This is a genomic window from Armatimonadota bacterium (assembly GCA_022563855.1).
Classification (GTDB): Bacteria; Armatimonadota; Fimbriimonadia; order Fimbriimonadales; family Fimbriimonadaceae; genus JADFMN01.
Genome location: JADFMN010000001.1, coordinates 291,640 through 304,908, shown reverse-complemented (window position 1 = coordinate 304,908; position 13,269 = coordinate 291,640). Strand labels below are relative to the sequence as shown.

Below are 13,269 nucleotides of genomic sequence, written 5' to 3'. Positions count from 1 at the left end.
GTCAGCTACCTGGTCTAAGAAGGTTGACGAAGCGGTGCACTGCTTTCTCTGCTGTCTTCTGCTTGATCAGTCCTTCTTTTGCAGCGGCGAAAACCAAAATTGTGCAGGATTCTGTGTTCCAATCAACGACCGCAATGCTCAGTATCGTTGGATTCATGTTCAAGGCTCCAGACCCGACAACAGCGGATATTTTTGGTTGCTCAGATCGATCGCTCTCGTCTTCGTCTATGATCTGTCCTTGGCTAGACAGAAGTGTGAATGCTTGCCTAAGAACAGCATCCGCCGGTCTCTGCAAATGCAGCTCTTGTTCGTACTGCTCCGTCGGGAGAAATCTTGCAGCGATTCTTGCGCCTGCCGCTCCTGCTAGGGATCCAACGGCGCCGCCGGCTATGCCACCAATAGCACCGAGTTTGCCCAACTCTCTTTCGAGAAGATCATCCGTTCTATCACTCATCTAGTTCATTGACCCCAGGTCTTCGGGCATCCAGATCGGCAGTCCGGAGATCGAGCGCCGCGCAGAATCGGTCACGGGAATGCCCCACGCCATGAAGAACGGCCCGAGGTTTCGACCGACCGCCCTGGAGAACCGCACCATCCACTGGTCACGCTTCTGCGCGTCGTTCTTCGGACGCTCGGTATTAGGCAGCCGCCGATACACTTCGAACACCTTCTTGAACGCATCCCACCCAAACTCGGACTGAAGCTGCGCGTATAACATCAGCGCGAGGAACGGCTCGCGCTTCCACTGATTGAAGCTCGCTCCGGCGTCCAAGAACTCGCGCAGTTTCGCAACGTCGTACTGAGCGGCGGTCATCGGGTCGGTTCCAAAAACGGTGTCCAAGACGTACATGCTGTAAAGGTTGCACGTCACCTCCGTCGTGCCGACAAACGTCCAATCCGGATGCTGGAAGTTGTGGCCAAGCTCGTGCCAGAACCCCCAGTTATCGCGCGGACCTTTGTCGGAAAGATGAATACTGACAAGGTTTTCCGGCTGATCCATCCACATCATGATCGGATACCCGGAGTGCATATAACCAGCAGAAATCTGCACGTCGCAGACCATGCGTTGCTTCCTTGTGGGCAACGGCCGGGTCGAAAGCTCGGCGTACTTCGCCATCACGCTATCCCAGAAGTTGAGCAGGTCCTGCGGGTCGTCCAGCTCTCGAACGACTTCGCTCGGCACGGTAAGCACAATGTTGTTCGCCTCCAGCTCCGCCCACGGCGCAGGGAGATCGCGAATCGTCGTGATCCACTCTTCTTTAGAGGTCGTGCCGATTTTGAAGAACGGAGCAGGGACGGCGCCGTCGATCTCGACGGAGAACGCCGGAAGCCCCCTCGCGCCCGGAACGACGACGTAGATCAGCCCGCCGAACGCGCTTCGGACTTCGACGTCCGTTTTGTCGAGGGCGTATTCGCGACTGACGACCGGGTGCCGCTTCCAACTGTTCAAAAGCCAAAGCTGATCCGTGTGAGCCCCGATTCTCAGTTTGATTCCCTTCTTGACAAGGCTGGCTGCGAGCGTGATGGTGATGCGGTCTCCGGCGTTGGCGTACAGCCCCGTGCTCGACCACCCTGGGATCCCGGAGTCCATCAAAACGGCGCGGTTCACCCGCGGAGCCCGGCGGGGCACGGTGCCGGGAAACTCGCGCGCGGCCGCGTGGGAAGTGACCTCCGCAGCGGACAGGCTGCTGTCGTTCAAGAAGTTCTGATACAGCGAAAGTCGTTCGAGCGGTTTGGAGACCAGCAGCGGCTTGGCTTCCGTCGGCACGATGCGCGTGTTGACGTACTCGAGGACGTTCTCAAGCTGCCGACGCACAAAAACGTCGTACGGGCTGACGTCTTTGAGCGCATCCATCAGAATCCCGGAGTACTGTCTCAACTGCTGATCGTTGAGCTTGACTTTCCGGTCGCGGTGCTCGACGAGCCGCTTGAGCGCCATCTGGCTGTGCGTGTTCGCGACGTCGGCAGGCACGATGTTTCGGATTGCGTAGACTGGTTTTTGGCCAAGCACGAGCCCCGCCTGATTCAGCACGGCGTTGATATGGTTGTTGGCCCACAGGAGCCGCGTCGGATTCTGGCGCTGCCACTGCCACCCGTTTCCCGCCGCGAGGAAAGTTCCTCCGGTCCGTATGTACTCGCGTAGCGCATTGATGTCCCGTCCGTTACCGACCACGATGTTTGAGGTCAGTACGGCGTCATAGAACTTTAAGTCTTTCGTCCAGTCGACTCCCTTGAACTCTTTCGCCAAGTAACCGGCGTCCGTGAGCGACGCGAGCAGGCCGGGAGAGTTGTAGACCGCGATTCGCGGTTCGCGCTGCTGCTTGAGGCCGAACCTGATAATCCGATCTATCAAGCCGGCGATGGTCTTGTCGTTGAGGCCCTGGCGGCCCAAGTAGGGAGTGTTTCCGAAGACGACCGCCAGCCCAAGACCGTATCGGCTTGCGCCCACGATGGCCGCCGTATTGCCGACCGAGTTGGCCGTGACCAGCGCGAACGCGTCCGGCCCGGCGATGATCACGTTGCTGCCAGTGCCAAGCCGCGGGATCGCCTTCGCGTCGCCGATCAGCTTCTCGTAATCCTTGGTGTGGTCGTTCGGGGCCGTCGGCAACTGGCCGATAGCGACCGCCGACAGCAAGACCAGGAGCAGAGCCGTACACCAACGACGCATACACCATTATGGGCCGGTTCGAGCGGTATCAACCACTCGTTTCACCCGGCGTAGGATAGGAGTGAGTGCGGAGCCCCCTTCCTCTTGCAGGCAGCGAAGCGGACGGGAGGAGGAAAGCCCGTCCTGAGCGAGCCTGTCCTGAGCTTGACGAAGGAAAGGAGGGGTTGGGGGATGGAGGTTCCGTCCGAACGCCGGAAAACAGCGGCGCCGATGGTCAGAACCCCCAATCGTCATCCTGAGCGAGCCTGTCCTGAGCGGATCGAAGGAAAGGAGCGCGATTGGGGGTTCGTGCCAGTCGCAGACTTTGGTTTTGCATGCATCAGGACGGGCTAGGCGCAAGTTACTGCGTGACTCCTGCCACGTCCTGAGGCTTAAGCGGTGCCATCCGACTGCTATGCCCGAGGTCGAAAGCTCGAAGCCTCCGGACGTGATATGTGCCGTACGATCGCCTCCCGCTTGCCCGTCCTGAGGCATGTACAGTGCTGGCACTCACACGGCGACCGTGTACAATAAAGTCCCATGAAAAAACTAGGAGCAGGACTCGCCGCGCTTGGCATTGTCTTAATAATGGCTGTCGGTTGCAACGACAGCTCGTCCGCCAATGACAGTTCGCCTGCCGACGATAGATTGGTCGGCACTGCACAGAATTTAAATGATTACGCAAAAGGGCTTGCGTTTGGCATGACAGAACAGGAGATCATCGCCTTGCTCGGCGAGCCGACTGACAGGATGAACATGGGTGACGGAAGGGAGCGATTTGAATACACGAACATTTATAAAGCAGACATATCGGTCACGTTCGTGGACGGCAAAATGACAGCCTCGGAGATGACTTCTAGGAAACGGTAGTTCAACCAGTGGCCAAGGAACGGTGGTGTACAATACAGTCCTATGAAAAAACTCGGAGCAGGACTCGCCGCGCTTGGCGTTTTCTTAATGATCGCAGTCGGTTGCAACTCGTCCGGTAATGACAGCTCGTCCTCCGACGGCGGAAATTCCACGGGCGGCTCGACGTCCAACATTCAGGCAACGGAGGCCTTGGTGTTACAGGTGCAGGTCGGTATGACGGAACAGGAGGTCCGCGAGTTGCTCGGTGAACCTGATAGAAAGTTGCCAATGAAGGATCCGAGGCATGCGGGCTGGATGTACACGTGGGGCTCTGGCGCGAATGACGGATCGGTGGTTTCCTTCCTGGACGGCAAAGTGGGTGAGCTTCCTCAGATTGGAAACAACCCCCGATAAGCATCTGCTGTCCTGCGGACAGGAAGAACCGGGGTGAGCGCGCACGGTTATGCCACTCACGCGGCGAGCGTGTACAATGAAGCCCCATGAAAAAGCTAGGAGCAATCTTCGCCGTGCTTGGTGTTTTCTTGATGATCGCAGTCGGTTGCAACTCGTCCGCCAATGACAGCTCGTCCTCCGGAAGCGCAATTTCCACCGGCGGCGCAAATTCCAGCGTACCGGTATCGAACGCCCTGGTAAGACAGGTGCAGATCGGTATGACAGAACAGCAGGTTCGAGACTTGCTCGGCGAGCCTAAGCTGTTGTTGCCAACGGGGGACCCCAATGCGGCGGCTTGGGTATACGACACCGACGGAGGCATACAAACGATAGTCGGGTTCGTGGACGGCAAAGTGCCTTATCTTCCGTCGATTGACGGCAAGCCCCAATGACAGTCTGCCGTCTTGCGAACGGGAGGGCTGGGGTGAGCGCGCGCGCTTATTCCACTCACGCGGCGACCGTGTACAATAAAGCCCCATGAAAAAACTCGGAGCAGGATTCGCGGTACTTGGCGTTTTCTTAATGATCGCAGTCGGTTGCAACGACAGCTCGTCCGCCAATGACAGTTCTCCTGCCGACGATAGATTGGTCGGCACGGCACAGAATCTAGATGATTACGCAAGGCAGTTTAAGCTTGGCATGACAGAACAGGAGGTCATCGACTTGCTCGGCGAGCCGACTGACAGGATGAACATGGGTGAAGGAACTATTCGATTTGAATACGCGAACATCTATGTGGCAGACATATCGGTCACGCTCGTGGATGGCAAAGTGACAGCCTCGCGGATGACTTCTAGGAAACGGTAGTTCAACCAGTGGCCAAGGAACGGTGGTGTACAATACAGTCCTATGAAAAAACTCGGAGCAGGACTCGCCGTACTCGGTGTTTTCTTAATGATCGCAGTCGGTTGCAACTCGTCCGATGACGGTGGCTCGTCTGGCTCTGGCGCCGGTTCCAACGCTCAGCTTTCGGACGGCGGCGAGTCGGGGGTACAACTAGGCATGTCAGAACAAGAGGTGCGCGACATCCTAGGTGAGCCTAGTAGAACAATGCCTTCATCATGGGACGAAATGGACGCATGGTCTTATGTGCAGGCAGACGGCAAGAAGACCATCGTGTCGTTTGACAACGGCCGAGTGATTGACGTTGCCTCATCGAGCAAGTGATGCAGATGAAGAAACATGGAGCAAGACTCGTGGCGCTAGGCGCGCTCTTGATAAGCCCGGTCGGTTGAAACTCGTACGGCGACCGTGTACAATAAAGTTCCATGAAAAAACTAGCAGCAGGACTCGCCGCACTTGGCGTTTTCTTAATAATGGCTGTCGGTTGCAACTCGTCCGCCAATGACAGCTCGTCCTCTGACAGCGGATATTCCACGGGCGGCGTAGATTCCAGCGGACCGGTATCGAACGACTTGGTAAGACAGGTACGGATTGGTATGACAGAACAGCAGGTTCGAGACTTGCTCGGCGAGCCTAAGCTGTTGTTGCCAATGTCGGACCCCAGGGAGGCGACTTGGGTATACGACACCGACGCAGGCATACAAACGGGAGTCAATTTTCTGGACGGCAAAGTGATTTATCTTCCGTGGATTGACGGGAAAGCCCAGTGACGGTCTGCCGCCTTGCGGAAAGGAAGACCGGGGTGAGCGCGCACGGTTGTGCCACTCACGCGGCGACCGTGTACAATGGAGCCCCATGAAAAAGCTAGGAGCGAGACTTGCGGCACTCGCCGTTCTCTTGATGATTGCGGTTGGTTGCGGCTCGCCGGCCGAAAAAATTGAGGTCGGCATGACGGAACAGGAGGTCATCGCCGTGCTCGGCGAGCCTAGATATAGGAGGCCCACCTACATGACCGATGAAATCCGCTTTCTCTACTATGACGTTGACGGCGAGAACATAAATATCTTGTTCAGGTACGGCACAGTGACGAGCGTACTGATCTTCCCATCGGCACCCGAGGGTTTCGGCCCTCCGGAATAATATGGTCGTATGAAAAAACTCGGAGCAGGACTCGCGGTACTCGGCGTTCTCTTGATGATCGCAGTCGGTTGCGGCTCGCCTGCGGACAAGGTCAAGGTCGGCATGACGGAAAACCAGGTCATCGACGTGCTCGGCGAGCCTATGGGGACGGTCAACACGGACAGCTCTGGACAAAACCGACTTTTATACATGGACGTTGAGGGCGAAGACATAATGGTCTGGTTCAAGGACGGCAAAGTGACGAAGGTTGACTCGAGAGAGACAGTGTTGTCCGACTAGCGGTCATAATTTGCTCCTACGAGAGGACTCGGAGCAAGACTCGCCGTCGTCGGCGTTCTTTTTAGTTCGCGTCCAACACCTCATGTCGGCTAGTACGTCTTCGAAGGAAGTCGGCAACCTGTTCAAGAATTGGACGGGATTATCGGTTGAGATGTAGAGAGCAGTGCTGGAAGCGCGCCAAGGTGTGTTGATACATTGCGTGGATGCGACTAATACCTGTTGGTCTTCATCACGGTCACGATGGTCGACTTATCGAGCGGACTAAGTCGGAAGAAGACTAGGACTTCCTCGTCGTGTTCGACTATCTTTAGAAGCGAGATGAAAATACCGTCTTCGTCGTCCCGGGTCCAGCCATTTTCAGGCGAAAGCGTCCGTTGAACCGCCTCCACCGCTTTCAGCCTCGGTAACGGTATTGTACAGGATCCGCCGGCGGTATGCCAGATTCGACCCGTCGAGTCCCTTTCTCCTGCGTTGGTCCATTCGAACCCGTTTTCTATGAGTATGGGCACGGCAAGGACCTCCTTGGCCAACTTGGACCCTCCGGTCTTGCTGCAAGAACATGGCAGAAGCAATGCTCCAACGAAGAGGGCGAAGAGTAAACTGCGCTGTATCACGATTCCTTTGGCTTGATCGTACCAGGGCACGACGTGTAGAGTGTCGATTTGAGCCAGAACGGTGTGCGCAGTTCACAGAACTCCATGTAAGGCAATCCTGTATAGTAGAGCCCGATGAAAAAACCCGGAGCAAGACTCGCCGTGCTTGGTGTTTTCTTGATGATCGCGGTCGGTTGTAGCTCGTCGGCAAGCGACGCAAAGTCCGCCGATGACGTTACGATTGGAATGACAGAACAAGAGGTAATCGACGTGCTTGGTGAGCCGAGGTGGAGGGTCGGTCCGATATCGGGGGATACGATGCTCGATCCGTACAGCGCTTCGCAAGACCGACTCGTCTACTTCAACGTCGAAGATGCTCCGATGTTGATAATCTGGATGATGGACGGCAAAGTGACAAGGGTAGAGGTCGAAACGGACGTCGAAGTGCCGGATTCCTATAAGTAGCGAGATTCCGAGCGACAGCGCTGGCACGTGTCAGCGAAGCGCCAACCCAGGTATAACAGCGCCGACCTCAGTGCCCGCACACCTCGTACTCGCAGACGGAACGGTGATCGAAGGCAGGCCGCTCGGAGCGGAAGGCCAGACCACCGGCGAAGTCGTTTTCAACACGGGCATGACCGGCTATCAGGAGATCCTCAGCGACCCCTCCTACGCCGGACAGATCGTCCTGTTCACCTACCCGATGATCGGGAACTACGGGATCAACGACGACGATTTCGAGTCGGACCGCCTGCAGCCCGCCGGGATCATCGTGCGCGAGGCGTGCGAGAAACCGAGCAACTGGCGCAGCAAGAAAACGATCAACGCGCTGCTGAAGGAGAGGGGAATGGTCGGCATCCAAGGCATCGACACCCGGATGCTGACGAAGCGAATCCGCAGCGCGGGCGTCACGATGGGCTGCATCACGACAGGCGATCCTGACGAGGCCATCGCCCATCTGAAGACAGTCGAGAGCTACGATGAACAGAACTTCGTCGCCAAAGTGACGACCGAGAAGCCGTACGCCTGGGGCAAGTCGTTCAGGGAGGAGATCGGCGCGTCCGACGAGGGGTACAAGGCTCGGGTCGTCGTGCTCGATTGCGGATTGAAGTTTAACATTCTCCGCCGTCTTGCCAATCTGCACGTGAGATCGATCGTCGTACCGGCGAGTACGTCCGCAGACGAAGTGATGTCTTACAAGCCGGACGGCATTCTGCTCTCACCGGGTCCCGGGGACCCCGTGCAGCTCGATGAAGTCGTCGAGACCGTGAAGTCGCTTTTGGGACAGCGGCCGATGTTCGGCATCTGCCTCGGCAACCAGATGCTGTGCCGCGCGGTCGGGGGCTCGACTTACAAGCTGAAGTTCGGCCACCGAGGGTCGAACCACCCGGTCAAGGACCTGCTCGACGGAACGGTGACGATCACCTCGCAGAACCACGGCTACGCGGTCCACCCCGACTCACTCGAGGGCACCGGCGCCGAGGTGACGCAGCTGAATGTGAACGACGGAACGGTCGAGGGGATTCAGATCGCTTCGGCCGACGCGTCGAGCATCCAGTACCACCCCGAAGCCGCCCCCGGCCCCTGGGACTCGCGGAAGTACTTCGTGCAATTTGTGGATCGGATCGTGGGATCTAGGGTCTAGGTGCGGGGTACGAGGTGCAAGGTGCGAGGTTCGTTCCCTCCCCCTTGGGATTGGCCGCGCGCAGCCTCCTGTGGAGGCTGCGCCCGCGCCAAGGTTAGGGAGGGGGTATTCCACGGGCCAAACCAGTCGAAGACCAGGGGACGCAAAACGGGCGACGTCAAACGCCCAGCAGCGCCATCGTGATCGGCCCAGCTTGGCCGTCTGTGACGACACCGGAGACGGCTTGGAACACCGCGACCGCAGACGCCGTCAACTGGCCGTAAAAACCGTCGATCGGCCCCGGATCGAAACCGAGCCGCTTCAACGCTCGTTGGATGGCCATCACCTGCGGACCGCGCATCAACGGCCTCTTCAGCCGGTACACAGGCGACGACGGGGGATCTATGACCGGTGCGTCCCCAGCCTTGTATTTGATCCACGGCACCAGGACTCCGCAGTCCCACACCCGGCCAGACACGCTGCCCGCTCGAACGCCGAACGCTGTGCCCATCGCCTCGACCGTCTTGCCGCAGCCGTCCGAAAAAGCTATGTGCCCGACCCGGTTGCTCAGCGGTTGTCTCAGCAGGCAAGCGCCGGGCGTGGCCGCGGCCTCAGCGACCGTCACACGCTTGCCCAACTTCTTCGAGTCGCGCCACCACGCGCCGGTGTAGGCGTCGGCTACCGACGGCTTCGCGTTGTTCGTTGTGCCGTACAGTTTCTTCGTCGCCTGGTACACGACCCAAGTCGTGAACTCCGCGCAGTCCCACGGCCCCTTCCAATAAGGATTGTCCACCGGTGCGCGCGCGCCGAAGATGTATCTCTCCCCTATGTGCTTCTTGGCGATGGCGAGTAGTTCCTGTCCTGTTGCCATTGTGTTATGTGCTCGTTTTCACTGACAACAGGTGTCCGCCTTGCAATAAGTCAACTCTCCTCGCTCACGCTACAGAGTTCGCCTGGACATCTCCAGGAGGGTGGCCCGCGCACTCCCATACCGAACCTCATCCGGTGTGCCACGGTCAGGCCCGAAGGGTTTGTCCGTGAACGGGCTTGCGTATTTCACATGCGCGTTGAAAAGCGCTCATCGACCTCCGCTGGCCTCGACAGCAAGGATGCCGTCGTTACATGTGTCCGTCGTCAAGGGCGTTTCATCTGTGCTCAACGTGATAAACTCTTTAGAGAAGGAACTACGAAATGCTGACCGCCGTTGCCTGTGCCGCCATTCTCGGTTCCTCTGTTCCGGACAAGGTCGACTTTCAACTTCGCTGGAAGGTTGGCGACGAACTGACGTATACGGTTGACCAGAAGATGTCGCCGATCCTCTTGGACTCGACCGGGGAGCTGGTCATGACTGTGAAGAAGGCGGGCGAGAAAACCTACATCGTCTCTATGTCCCAAGTCGTATTCCGGAACGAAGGCAGAGCCGCTAGCGGTGATCTTAGGGCTGGAGATGTAACGATGACGAAGTATGGCAAGCTCGTAGCCGGTACCACGAACACCCGGGCCTTCCTCGCTTTTCTTGCTCTGCCGGAAGAGCCTGTCGAAGTCGGTGGCTCGTTCAAGGTCAAGTGCGTGATCCCCGTTGTTGAAATAACTATCGAACTTGAAGGAAAGTTCGTGAGCCTGGGAGGACCGACCGGGACGCTCGCGACGTTAAGATTGAAGGGTGAATTTCCGGTAGAGGACGGAGAAGGTTGGCCTATTACCGTCAAGACGACGTTCGACACCGCCAGGGGCGTGATCGTGTCCTACTCGTCGACGTTGACGGACATTAGGTCCTCCATAAAATTGAAACAGGGAAGACGTGCGCTGCCCTCCAATGCAGCGCAGGCTCTCTTCTGAGCTCAGCCTGTCCTGAGCTTGTCGAAGGATCGAAGGATCGCACCCGGCTTTTGGACTCTCACTTCAGGATCGGCCCCCACCTGACCTTCCCCGGTCGTAGAAGCCTCAGGCAATCGCTAGCCAGCAGGCCTGGCGAGGGATTCGGGACGAACCACCGAATTTCCGAACTCCCGAACCTCGTCTAGGGTGCCACGGTCTGTCCCGAAGGGTTTGTCCGTGTCTTTGCGCATTTTCTCAGGACGCTGATCTAGAGCCCGGCTCGCGAGGACGCTCGCCCTCCCAGCGACCGAAACCCCGAACCCGCCACGCACGTCTCTGCTATGATTCATCCCATGAAAAGGCTCTTGGTCTTCTTCGCCGTTGTGATGCTCGCGGCGGTGTGTCGTCCGGCGTGGTATTTCATCGCAGCGATGCCCGACACCAAGCAGGCGCGGGTCGTGGTGGTATTGGAAGATGGTGACACTGCGACCGAGTTTCGTATGCCCGGATGGGCGCCGGGCGACTACGAAATGTTCAACTACGGCAAGAAGATCGAGCAGGTGAAGTTCTCGTTGAACGGGGAACAGGTCACGGCGAAGAAGGGCAGCGACGTTAATCTTTGGACCATAGAAGGCGGAGCAAACGTGGTCGAGTACATCGTCAACGAGAGCCGAGGCACCTTCAGCCCAAATCTGCGCGTGACGCAAGACGAGATGTTCGTCAGCGGACCGGGCGTGTTCGGCTGGTTCGCCGGCCACGCCGACGAGAAGCAGACCCTACACGTGATGTTGAACACCGAGAGCGCAAAGGTTGCCTGTTCGCTCGATCCGATCGATCCGATGCAGGGGGCAGCTTCATATAGCGCCGTCAACTACGACGAGCTGATCGACTCGCCGATCGTGGTTGGCGACAACGTGCGGATCCATGAGTTCGAGGTCCATGGAAAGTCGCACGCAATCGTAGGCTACAACAAGAGCGGAGGCGTCGACCTTAAGAAGTTCGAGGACAACGCGAGAAAGGTCGTTGAGGAGGCGTTCAAGCTGTTTGGCGAACTGCCTTACGACCGGTACTACTTCATGTTCGACTTCGGCGGTCCGGGCGGCGGGCTCGAGCACCTCGACAGCACTCGCATCGGGATTTCGCGACGCGCGAGTGCCAGGCAAGCCCGTAGCATCATGTTCCACGAGTACTTTCACACGTTCAACGTCAAGCGCATCCGCGACAAGGCGCTCAAGCCGTTCGACTACACGAAGCCGGCGGTGACCGGCGCGCTCTGGTGGTTTGAGGGAGTCACCAGCTACTACGCCGCGGTGTTCGCCTGCCGTGCAGGACTGATCTCGCAGCAGGAGTTCATGAACAGTATGGGACGGGGCCTGACCAGTCTCGTACGGAACAGACAGTTTCTTGAAGTCTCAGCATACGAGTCGAGCCGCCGCGTTTGGGAAGCAAGGGGAAGCCGAGGGTACGGAATCAGCTACTACGCGAAGGGTCAGAACGTCGGCATAGTGCTCGACCTCGCTATCCGAGGTTTTTCAAACGGCAAGTACAGCCTCGACAACGTGATGCACGACCTGTACAAAGAGACCGTGAACGGCCCTGGTTTTGCAGAGGATCGGATTCGGCAACTGTGCATCCAGTACGGCGGCGAACAGTTGGGAGAAGTGTACGATGCAGCGGTGATGCGCCCCGGCCCCGTGCCCATTACTCAGCCGATGCTGCTCACCGCATTGAAGATGACGGTCGGCGGATTCAAGATCAACGACATTGCATCCGACGCGGCGAGGTCGATCGGTGAGGTGTGGCCGTTTGCGGTTCCAAAGACGCCCCCAGGCAACCGCTAGCCATCTAGTTGCCGTACAATATAGCTATGCTCGCGCTAGCGATCGCCTTAGCCCACGGCCAGTTCGCCGATCTCGATGCGAAGGTCGCGTCGATCCAGCCGCAGCCGCACGAGGAGCGTTGGATGGAAATCCCGTGGCGCACCAACCTGATGAAGGCGCGGGTCGAGTCGCAACAAAGCGGCAAGCCGATGTTCCTGTGGATCATGAACGGCCATCCGTTCGGCTGCACTTGAGGCAACGGTCAGGCTGACCGGGCGGTCACCTTCAATCACGATTCGGTCGTCGAGCGACTGAGCGCGGACTTTATCCCGTTCGCGGGCAACACGCACGAGCTGCAGGTCACGCCTTCCGAAACGCAAGAGTGGTTCATGGCCGCCATCGGAAGGCCGGGGCAGATCGGCGGCGGCACGACGCAGGGGTTCTACATCCTCGGGCCGGACGGAAAGCGGTACAACGCTGGCAACTTTCGAGGAGAGTCACGGCTGCACAATTTTCTCAACCACGGGCTCGTCGAGTATTGGGCTGACCCGCCAGCTCGCGTGAAAGTTACGGAGGCGCAGCAAGAGGCCAGCTGGACGAAGCAACTGGCCGATGACACAACCGTTCTACGCGTGTTTTCGCGCATACGCCCGCTGCCGGAGGGCGCACCGCAGAAGAATCTGCAGATCGGGCGCGATTACATGTGGCTGTTCGCAGATGAAATCAGGCAGATAGTTGAAAAGAGCGGCCGCGTGTTCGATCTTCCGCAAGCGACCGCGCTGAAGATCGTGCGCTTCCACATGCTCGACTTCGTGAGGGGCGAGCCGGACCGCTGGTTCCTCGACGAGATCAAGAAGATGGACTTCAAAGTCACGCGGATCGCCGAGGACACTTACACGATCCATGGCGACTTCGACTGCGAGTCGGCGAACGGTAAGAACGGCACGCGCGGCATGGTCGGCACTTTCGACGCGGCGTTCACTGTCGATCTGAAAACCATGAAATGTACGAAGTTCCGGGCGTGGGCGGAGGCCGAGGCGTGGGGCGACCACCGCAACACCAGCGGTGCGCCAGAAGGGAAGTTTCCGCTCATCATCGGGATGCTCGACGTGAACGACGCGATCTCCAAGGACGTCCCGCCGCAGCAGAGCTTCTTCTGGGCCGAGTACCTGAACCCGTTCAAAGACGACATGGGTTTTTGAC

18 protein-coding genes are annotated in these 13,269 nt (G+C 58.2%); 14 read left to right on the top strand and 4 right to left on the bottom strand.

Translation table 11 applies throughout. The features are described from left to right. Position 1: 1 nt before the first annotated feature. Complete coding sequence (locus IH944_01445; protein ID MCH7903213.1) at positions 2-454, bottom strand: hypothetical protein; 453 nt, start codon at positions 452-454, stop codon at positions 2-4. Next, complete coding sequence (locus IH944_01440; protein ID MCH7903212.1) at positions 455-2,668, bottom strand: hypothetical protein; 2,214 nt, start codon at positions 2,666-2,668, stop codon at positions 455-457. A 519-nt stretch (positions 2,669-3,187) separates the two neighbouring features. On the opposite strand from IH944_01440, the gene IH944_01435 reads away from it, so the two are divergent. The 8 genes from IH944_01435 to bamE (IH944_01400) all read left to right on the top strand — a co-directional run bounded on the left by IH944_01435 (position 3,188) and on the right by bamE (IH944_01400) (position 6,211). Beyond that, a complete protein-coding gene (locus IH944_01435; protein ID MCH7903211.1) occupies positions 3,188-3,517 on the top strand; it encodes a hypothetical protein in 330 nt (109 codons plus the stop codon). A gap of 42 nt (positions 3,518-3,559) precedes the next feature. Then, positions 3,560-3,910 (top strand): outer membrane protein assembly factor BamE, encoded by a 351-nt coding sequence (bamE, locus tag IH944_01430; protein MCH7903210.1) that lies wholly within the window; start codon positions 3,560-3,562, stop codon positions 3,908-3,910. A gap of 86 nt (positions 3,911-3,996) precedes the next feature. After that, entirely contained in the window at positions 3,997-4,341 is a 345-nt protein-coding gene (gene bamE / locus IH944_01425; protein ID MCH7903209.1) for an outer membrane protein assembly factor BamE, read from the top strand. 85 nt (positions 4,342-4,426) lie between these two features. Next, positions 4,427-4,756 (top strand): hypothetical protein, encoded by a 330-nt coding sequence (locus IH944_01420; protein MCH7903208.1) that lies wholly within the window; start codon positions 4,427-4,429, stop codon positions 4,754-4,756. 42 nt (positions 4,757-4,798) lie between these two features. Beyond that, positions 4,799-5,116: an outer membrane protein assembly factor BamE gene (gene bamE / locus IH944_01415; protein ID MCH7903207.1), complete on the top strand. Its 318-nt coding sequence runs from the start codon at positions 4,799-4,801 to the stop codon at positions 5,114-5,116. Between the two features lie 101 nt (positions 5,117-5,217). Then, positions 5,218-5,562: an outer membrane protein assembly factor BamE gene (bamE, locus tag IH944_01410; protein ID MCH7903206.1), complete on the top strand. Its 345-nt coding sequence runs from the start codon at positions 5,218-5,220 to the stop codon at positions 5,560-5,562. Between the two features lie 85 nt (positions 5,563-5,647). Further along, positions 5,648-5,932: a hypothetical protein gene (locus tag IH944_01405; protein ID MCH7903205.1), complete on the top strand. Its 285-nt coding sequence runs from the start codon at positions 5,648-5,650 to the stop codon at positions 5,930-5,932. A gap of 9 nt (positions 5,933-5,941) precedes the next feature. Further along, complete coding sequence (gene bamE, locus IH944_01400; protein ID MCH7903204.1) at positions 5,942-6,211, top strand: outer membrane protein assembly factor BamE; 270 nt, start codon at positions 5,942-5,944, stop codon at positions 6,209-6,211. Positions 6,212-6,420: 209 nt separating this feature from the next. Here bamE (IH944_01400) and IH944_01395 read toward each other — a convergent pair whose 3' ends face one another. After that, positions 6,421-6,741 carry a hypothetical protein gene (locus tag IH944_01395; protein MCH7903203.1) on the bottom strand — a complete coding sequence of 107 codons (321 nt, stop codon included), beginning with the start codon at positions 6,739-6,741 and terminating at the stop codon, positions 6,421-6,423. 198 nt (positions 6,742-6,939) lie between these two features. Here IH944_01395 and IH944_01390 point away from each other — a divergent pair, with 198 nt between their 5' ends. Then, entirely contained in the window at positions 6,940-7,269 is a 330-nt protein-coding gene (locus IH944_01390) for a hypothetical protein (protein ID MCH7903202.1), read from the top strand. 70 nt (positions 7,270-7,339) lie between these two features. Continuing rightward, positions 7,340-8,449 (top strand): glutamine-hydrolyzing carbamoyl-phosphate synthase small subunit, encoded by a 1,110-nt coding sequence (carA, locus tag IH944_01385; protein ID MCH7903201.1) that lies wholly within the window; start codon positions 7,340-7,342, stop codon positions 8,447-8,449. A gap of 157 nt (positions 8,450-8,606) precedes the next feature. On the opposite strand, the gene IH944_01380 is transcribed toward carA, so the two are convergent. Further along, on the bottom strand, positions 8,607-8,939 hold the full coding sequence (locus tag IH944_01380) for a peptidoglycan-binding protein (GenBank protein MCH7903200.1): 333 nt from the start codon (positions 8,937-8,939) through the stop codon (positions 8,607-8,609). A 680-nt stretch (positions 8,940-9,619) separates the two neighbouring features. Between IH944_01380 and IH944_01375 the strand changes: the two genes are divergently transcribed. The 4 genes from IH944_01375 (at position 9,620) to IH944_01360 (ending at position 13,268) form a co-directional block, all read left to right on the top strand. Beyond that, the gene (locus IH944_01375) at positions 9,620-10,267 is read left to right on the top strand and encodes a hypothetical protein (protein MCH7903199.1); all 648 of its coding nucleotides are present in this window, start codon (positions 9,620-9,622) and stop codon (positions 10,265-10,267) included. 332 nt (positions 10,268-10,599) lie between these two features. Beyond that, on the top strand, positions 10,600-12,087 hold the full coding sequence (locus IH944_01370) for a M61 family metallopeptidase (GenBank protein MCH7903198.1): 1,488 nt from the start codon (positions 10,600-10,602) through the stop codon (positions 12,085-12,087). A 26-nt stretch (positions 12,088-12,113) separates the two neighbouring features. After that, positions 12,114-12,320, top strand: a complete 207-nt coding sequence (locus IH944_01365; protein ID MCH7903197.1) for a hypothetical protein — start codon at positions 12,114-12,116, stop codon at positions 12,318-12,320. 135 nt (positions 12,321-12,455) lie between these two features. Then, positions 12,456-13,268 carry a hypothetical protein gene (locus tag IH944_01360; protein ID MCH7903196.1) on the top strand — a complete coding sequence of 271 codons (813 nt, stop codon included), beginning with the start codon at positions 12,456-12,458 and terminating at the stop codon, positions 13,266-13,268. Position 13,269 lies beyond the last annotated feature (1 nt).

Coding starts and splice junctions, on each gene's coding strand:
- IH944_01445 (MCH7903213.1), bottom strand. CDS start 454: ATGAGTGATAGAACGGATGATCTTCTCGAAAGAGAGTTGGGCAAACTC.
- IH944_01440 (MCH7903212.1), bottom strand. CDS start 2,668: ATGCGTCGTTGGTGTACGGCTCTGCTCCTGGTCTTGCTGTCGGCGGTC.
- IH944_01435 (MCH7903211.1), top strand. CDS start 3,188: ATGAAAAAACTAGGAGCAGGACTCGCCGCGCTTGGCATTGTCTTAATA.
- bamE (MCH7903210.1), top strand. CDS start 3,560: ATGAAAAAACTCGGAGCAGGACTCGCCGCGCTTGGCGTTTTCTTAATG.
- bamE (MCH7903209.1), top strand. CDS start 3,997: ATGAAAAAGCTAGGAGCAATCTTCGCCGTGCTTGGTGTTTTCTTGATG.
- IH944_01420 (MCH7903208.1), top strand. CDS start 4,427: ATGAAAAAACTCGGAGCAGGATTCGCGGTACTTGGCGTTTTCTTAATG.
- bamE (MCH7903207.1), top strand. CDS start 4,799: ATGAAAAAACTCGGAGCAGGACTCGCCGTACTCGGTGTTTTCTTAATG.
- bamE (MCH7903206.1), top strand. CDS start 5,218: ATGAAAAAACTAGCAGCAGGACTCGCCGCACTTGGCGTTTTCTTAATA.
- IH944_01405 (MCH7903205.1), top strand. CDS start 5,648: ATGAAAAAGCTAGGAGCGAGACTTGCGGCACTCGCCGTTCTCTTGATG.
- bamE (MCH7903204.1), top strand. CDS start 5,942: ATGAAAAAACTCGGAGCAGGACTCGCGGTACTCGGCGTTCTCTTGATG.
- IH944_01390 (MCH7903202.1), top strand. CDS start 6,940: ATGAAAAAACCCGGAGCAAGACTCGCCGTGCTTGGTGTTTTCTTGATG.
- IH944_01380 (MCH7903200.1), bottom strand. CDS start 8,939: ATGGGCACAGCGTTCGGCGTTCGAGCGGGCAGCGTGTCTGGCCGGGTG.
- IH944_01375 (MCH7903199.1), top strand. CDS start 9,620: ATGCTGACCGCCGTTGCCTGTGCCGCCATTCTCGGTTCCTCTGTTCCG.
- IH944_01370 (MCH7903198.1), top strand. CDS start 10,600: ATGAAAAGGCTCTTGGTCTTCTTCGCCGTTGTGATGCTCGCGGCGGTG.
- IH944_01365 (MCH7903197.1), top strand. CDS start 12,114: ATGCTCGCGCTAGCGATCGCCTTAGCCCACGGCCAGTTCGCCGATCTC.
- IH944_01360 (MCH7903196.1), top strand. CDS start 12,456: ATGGCCGCCATCGGAAGGCCGGGGCAGATCGGCGGCGGCACGACGCAG.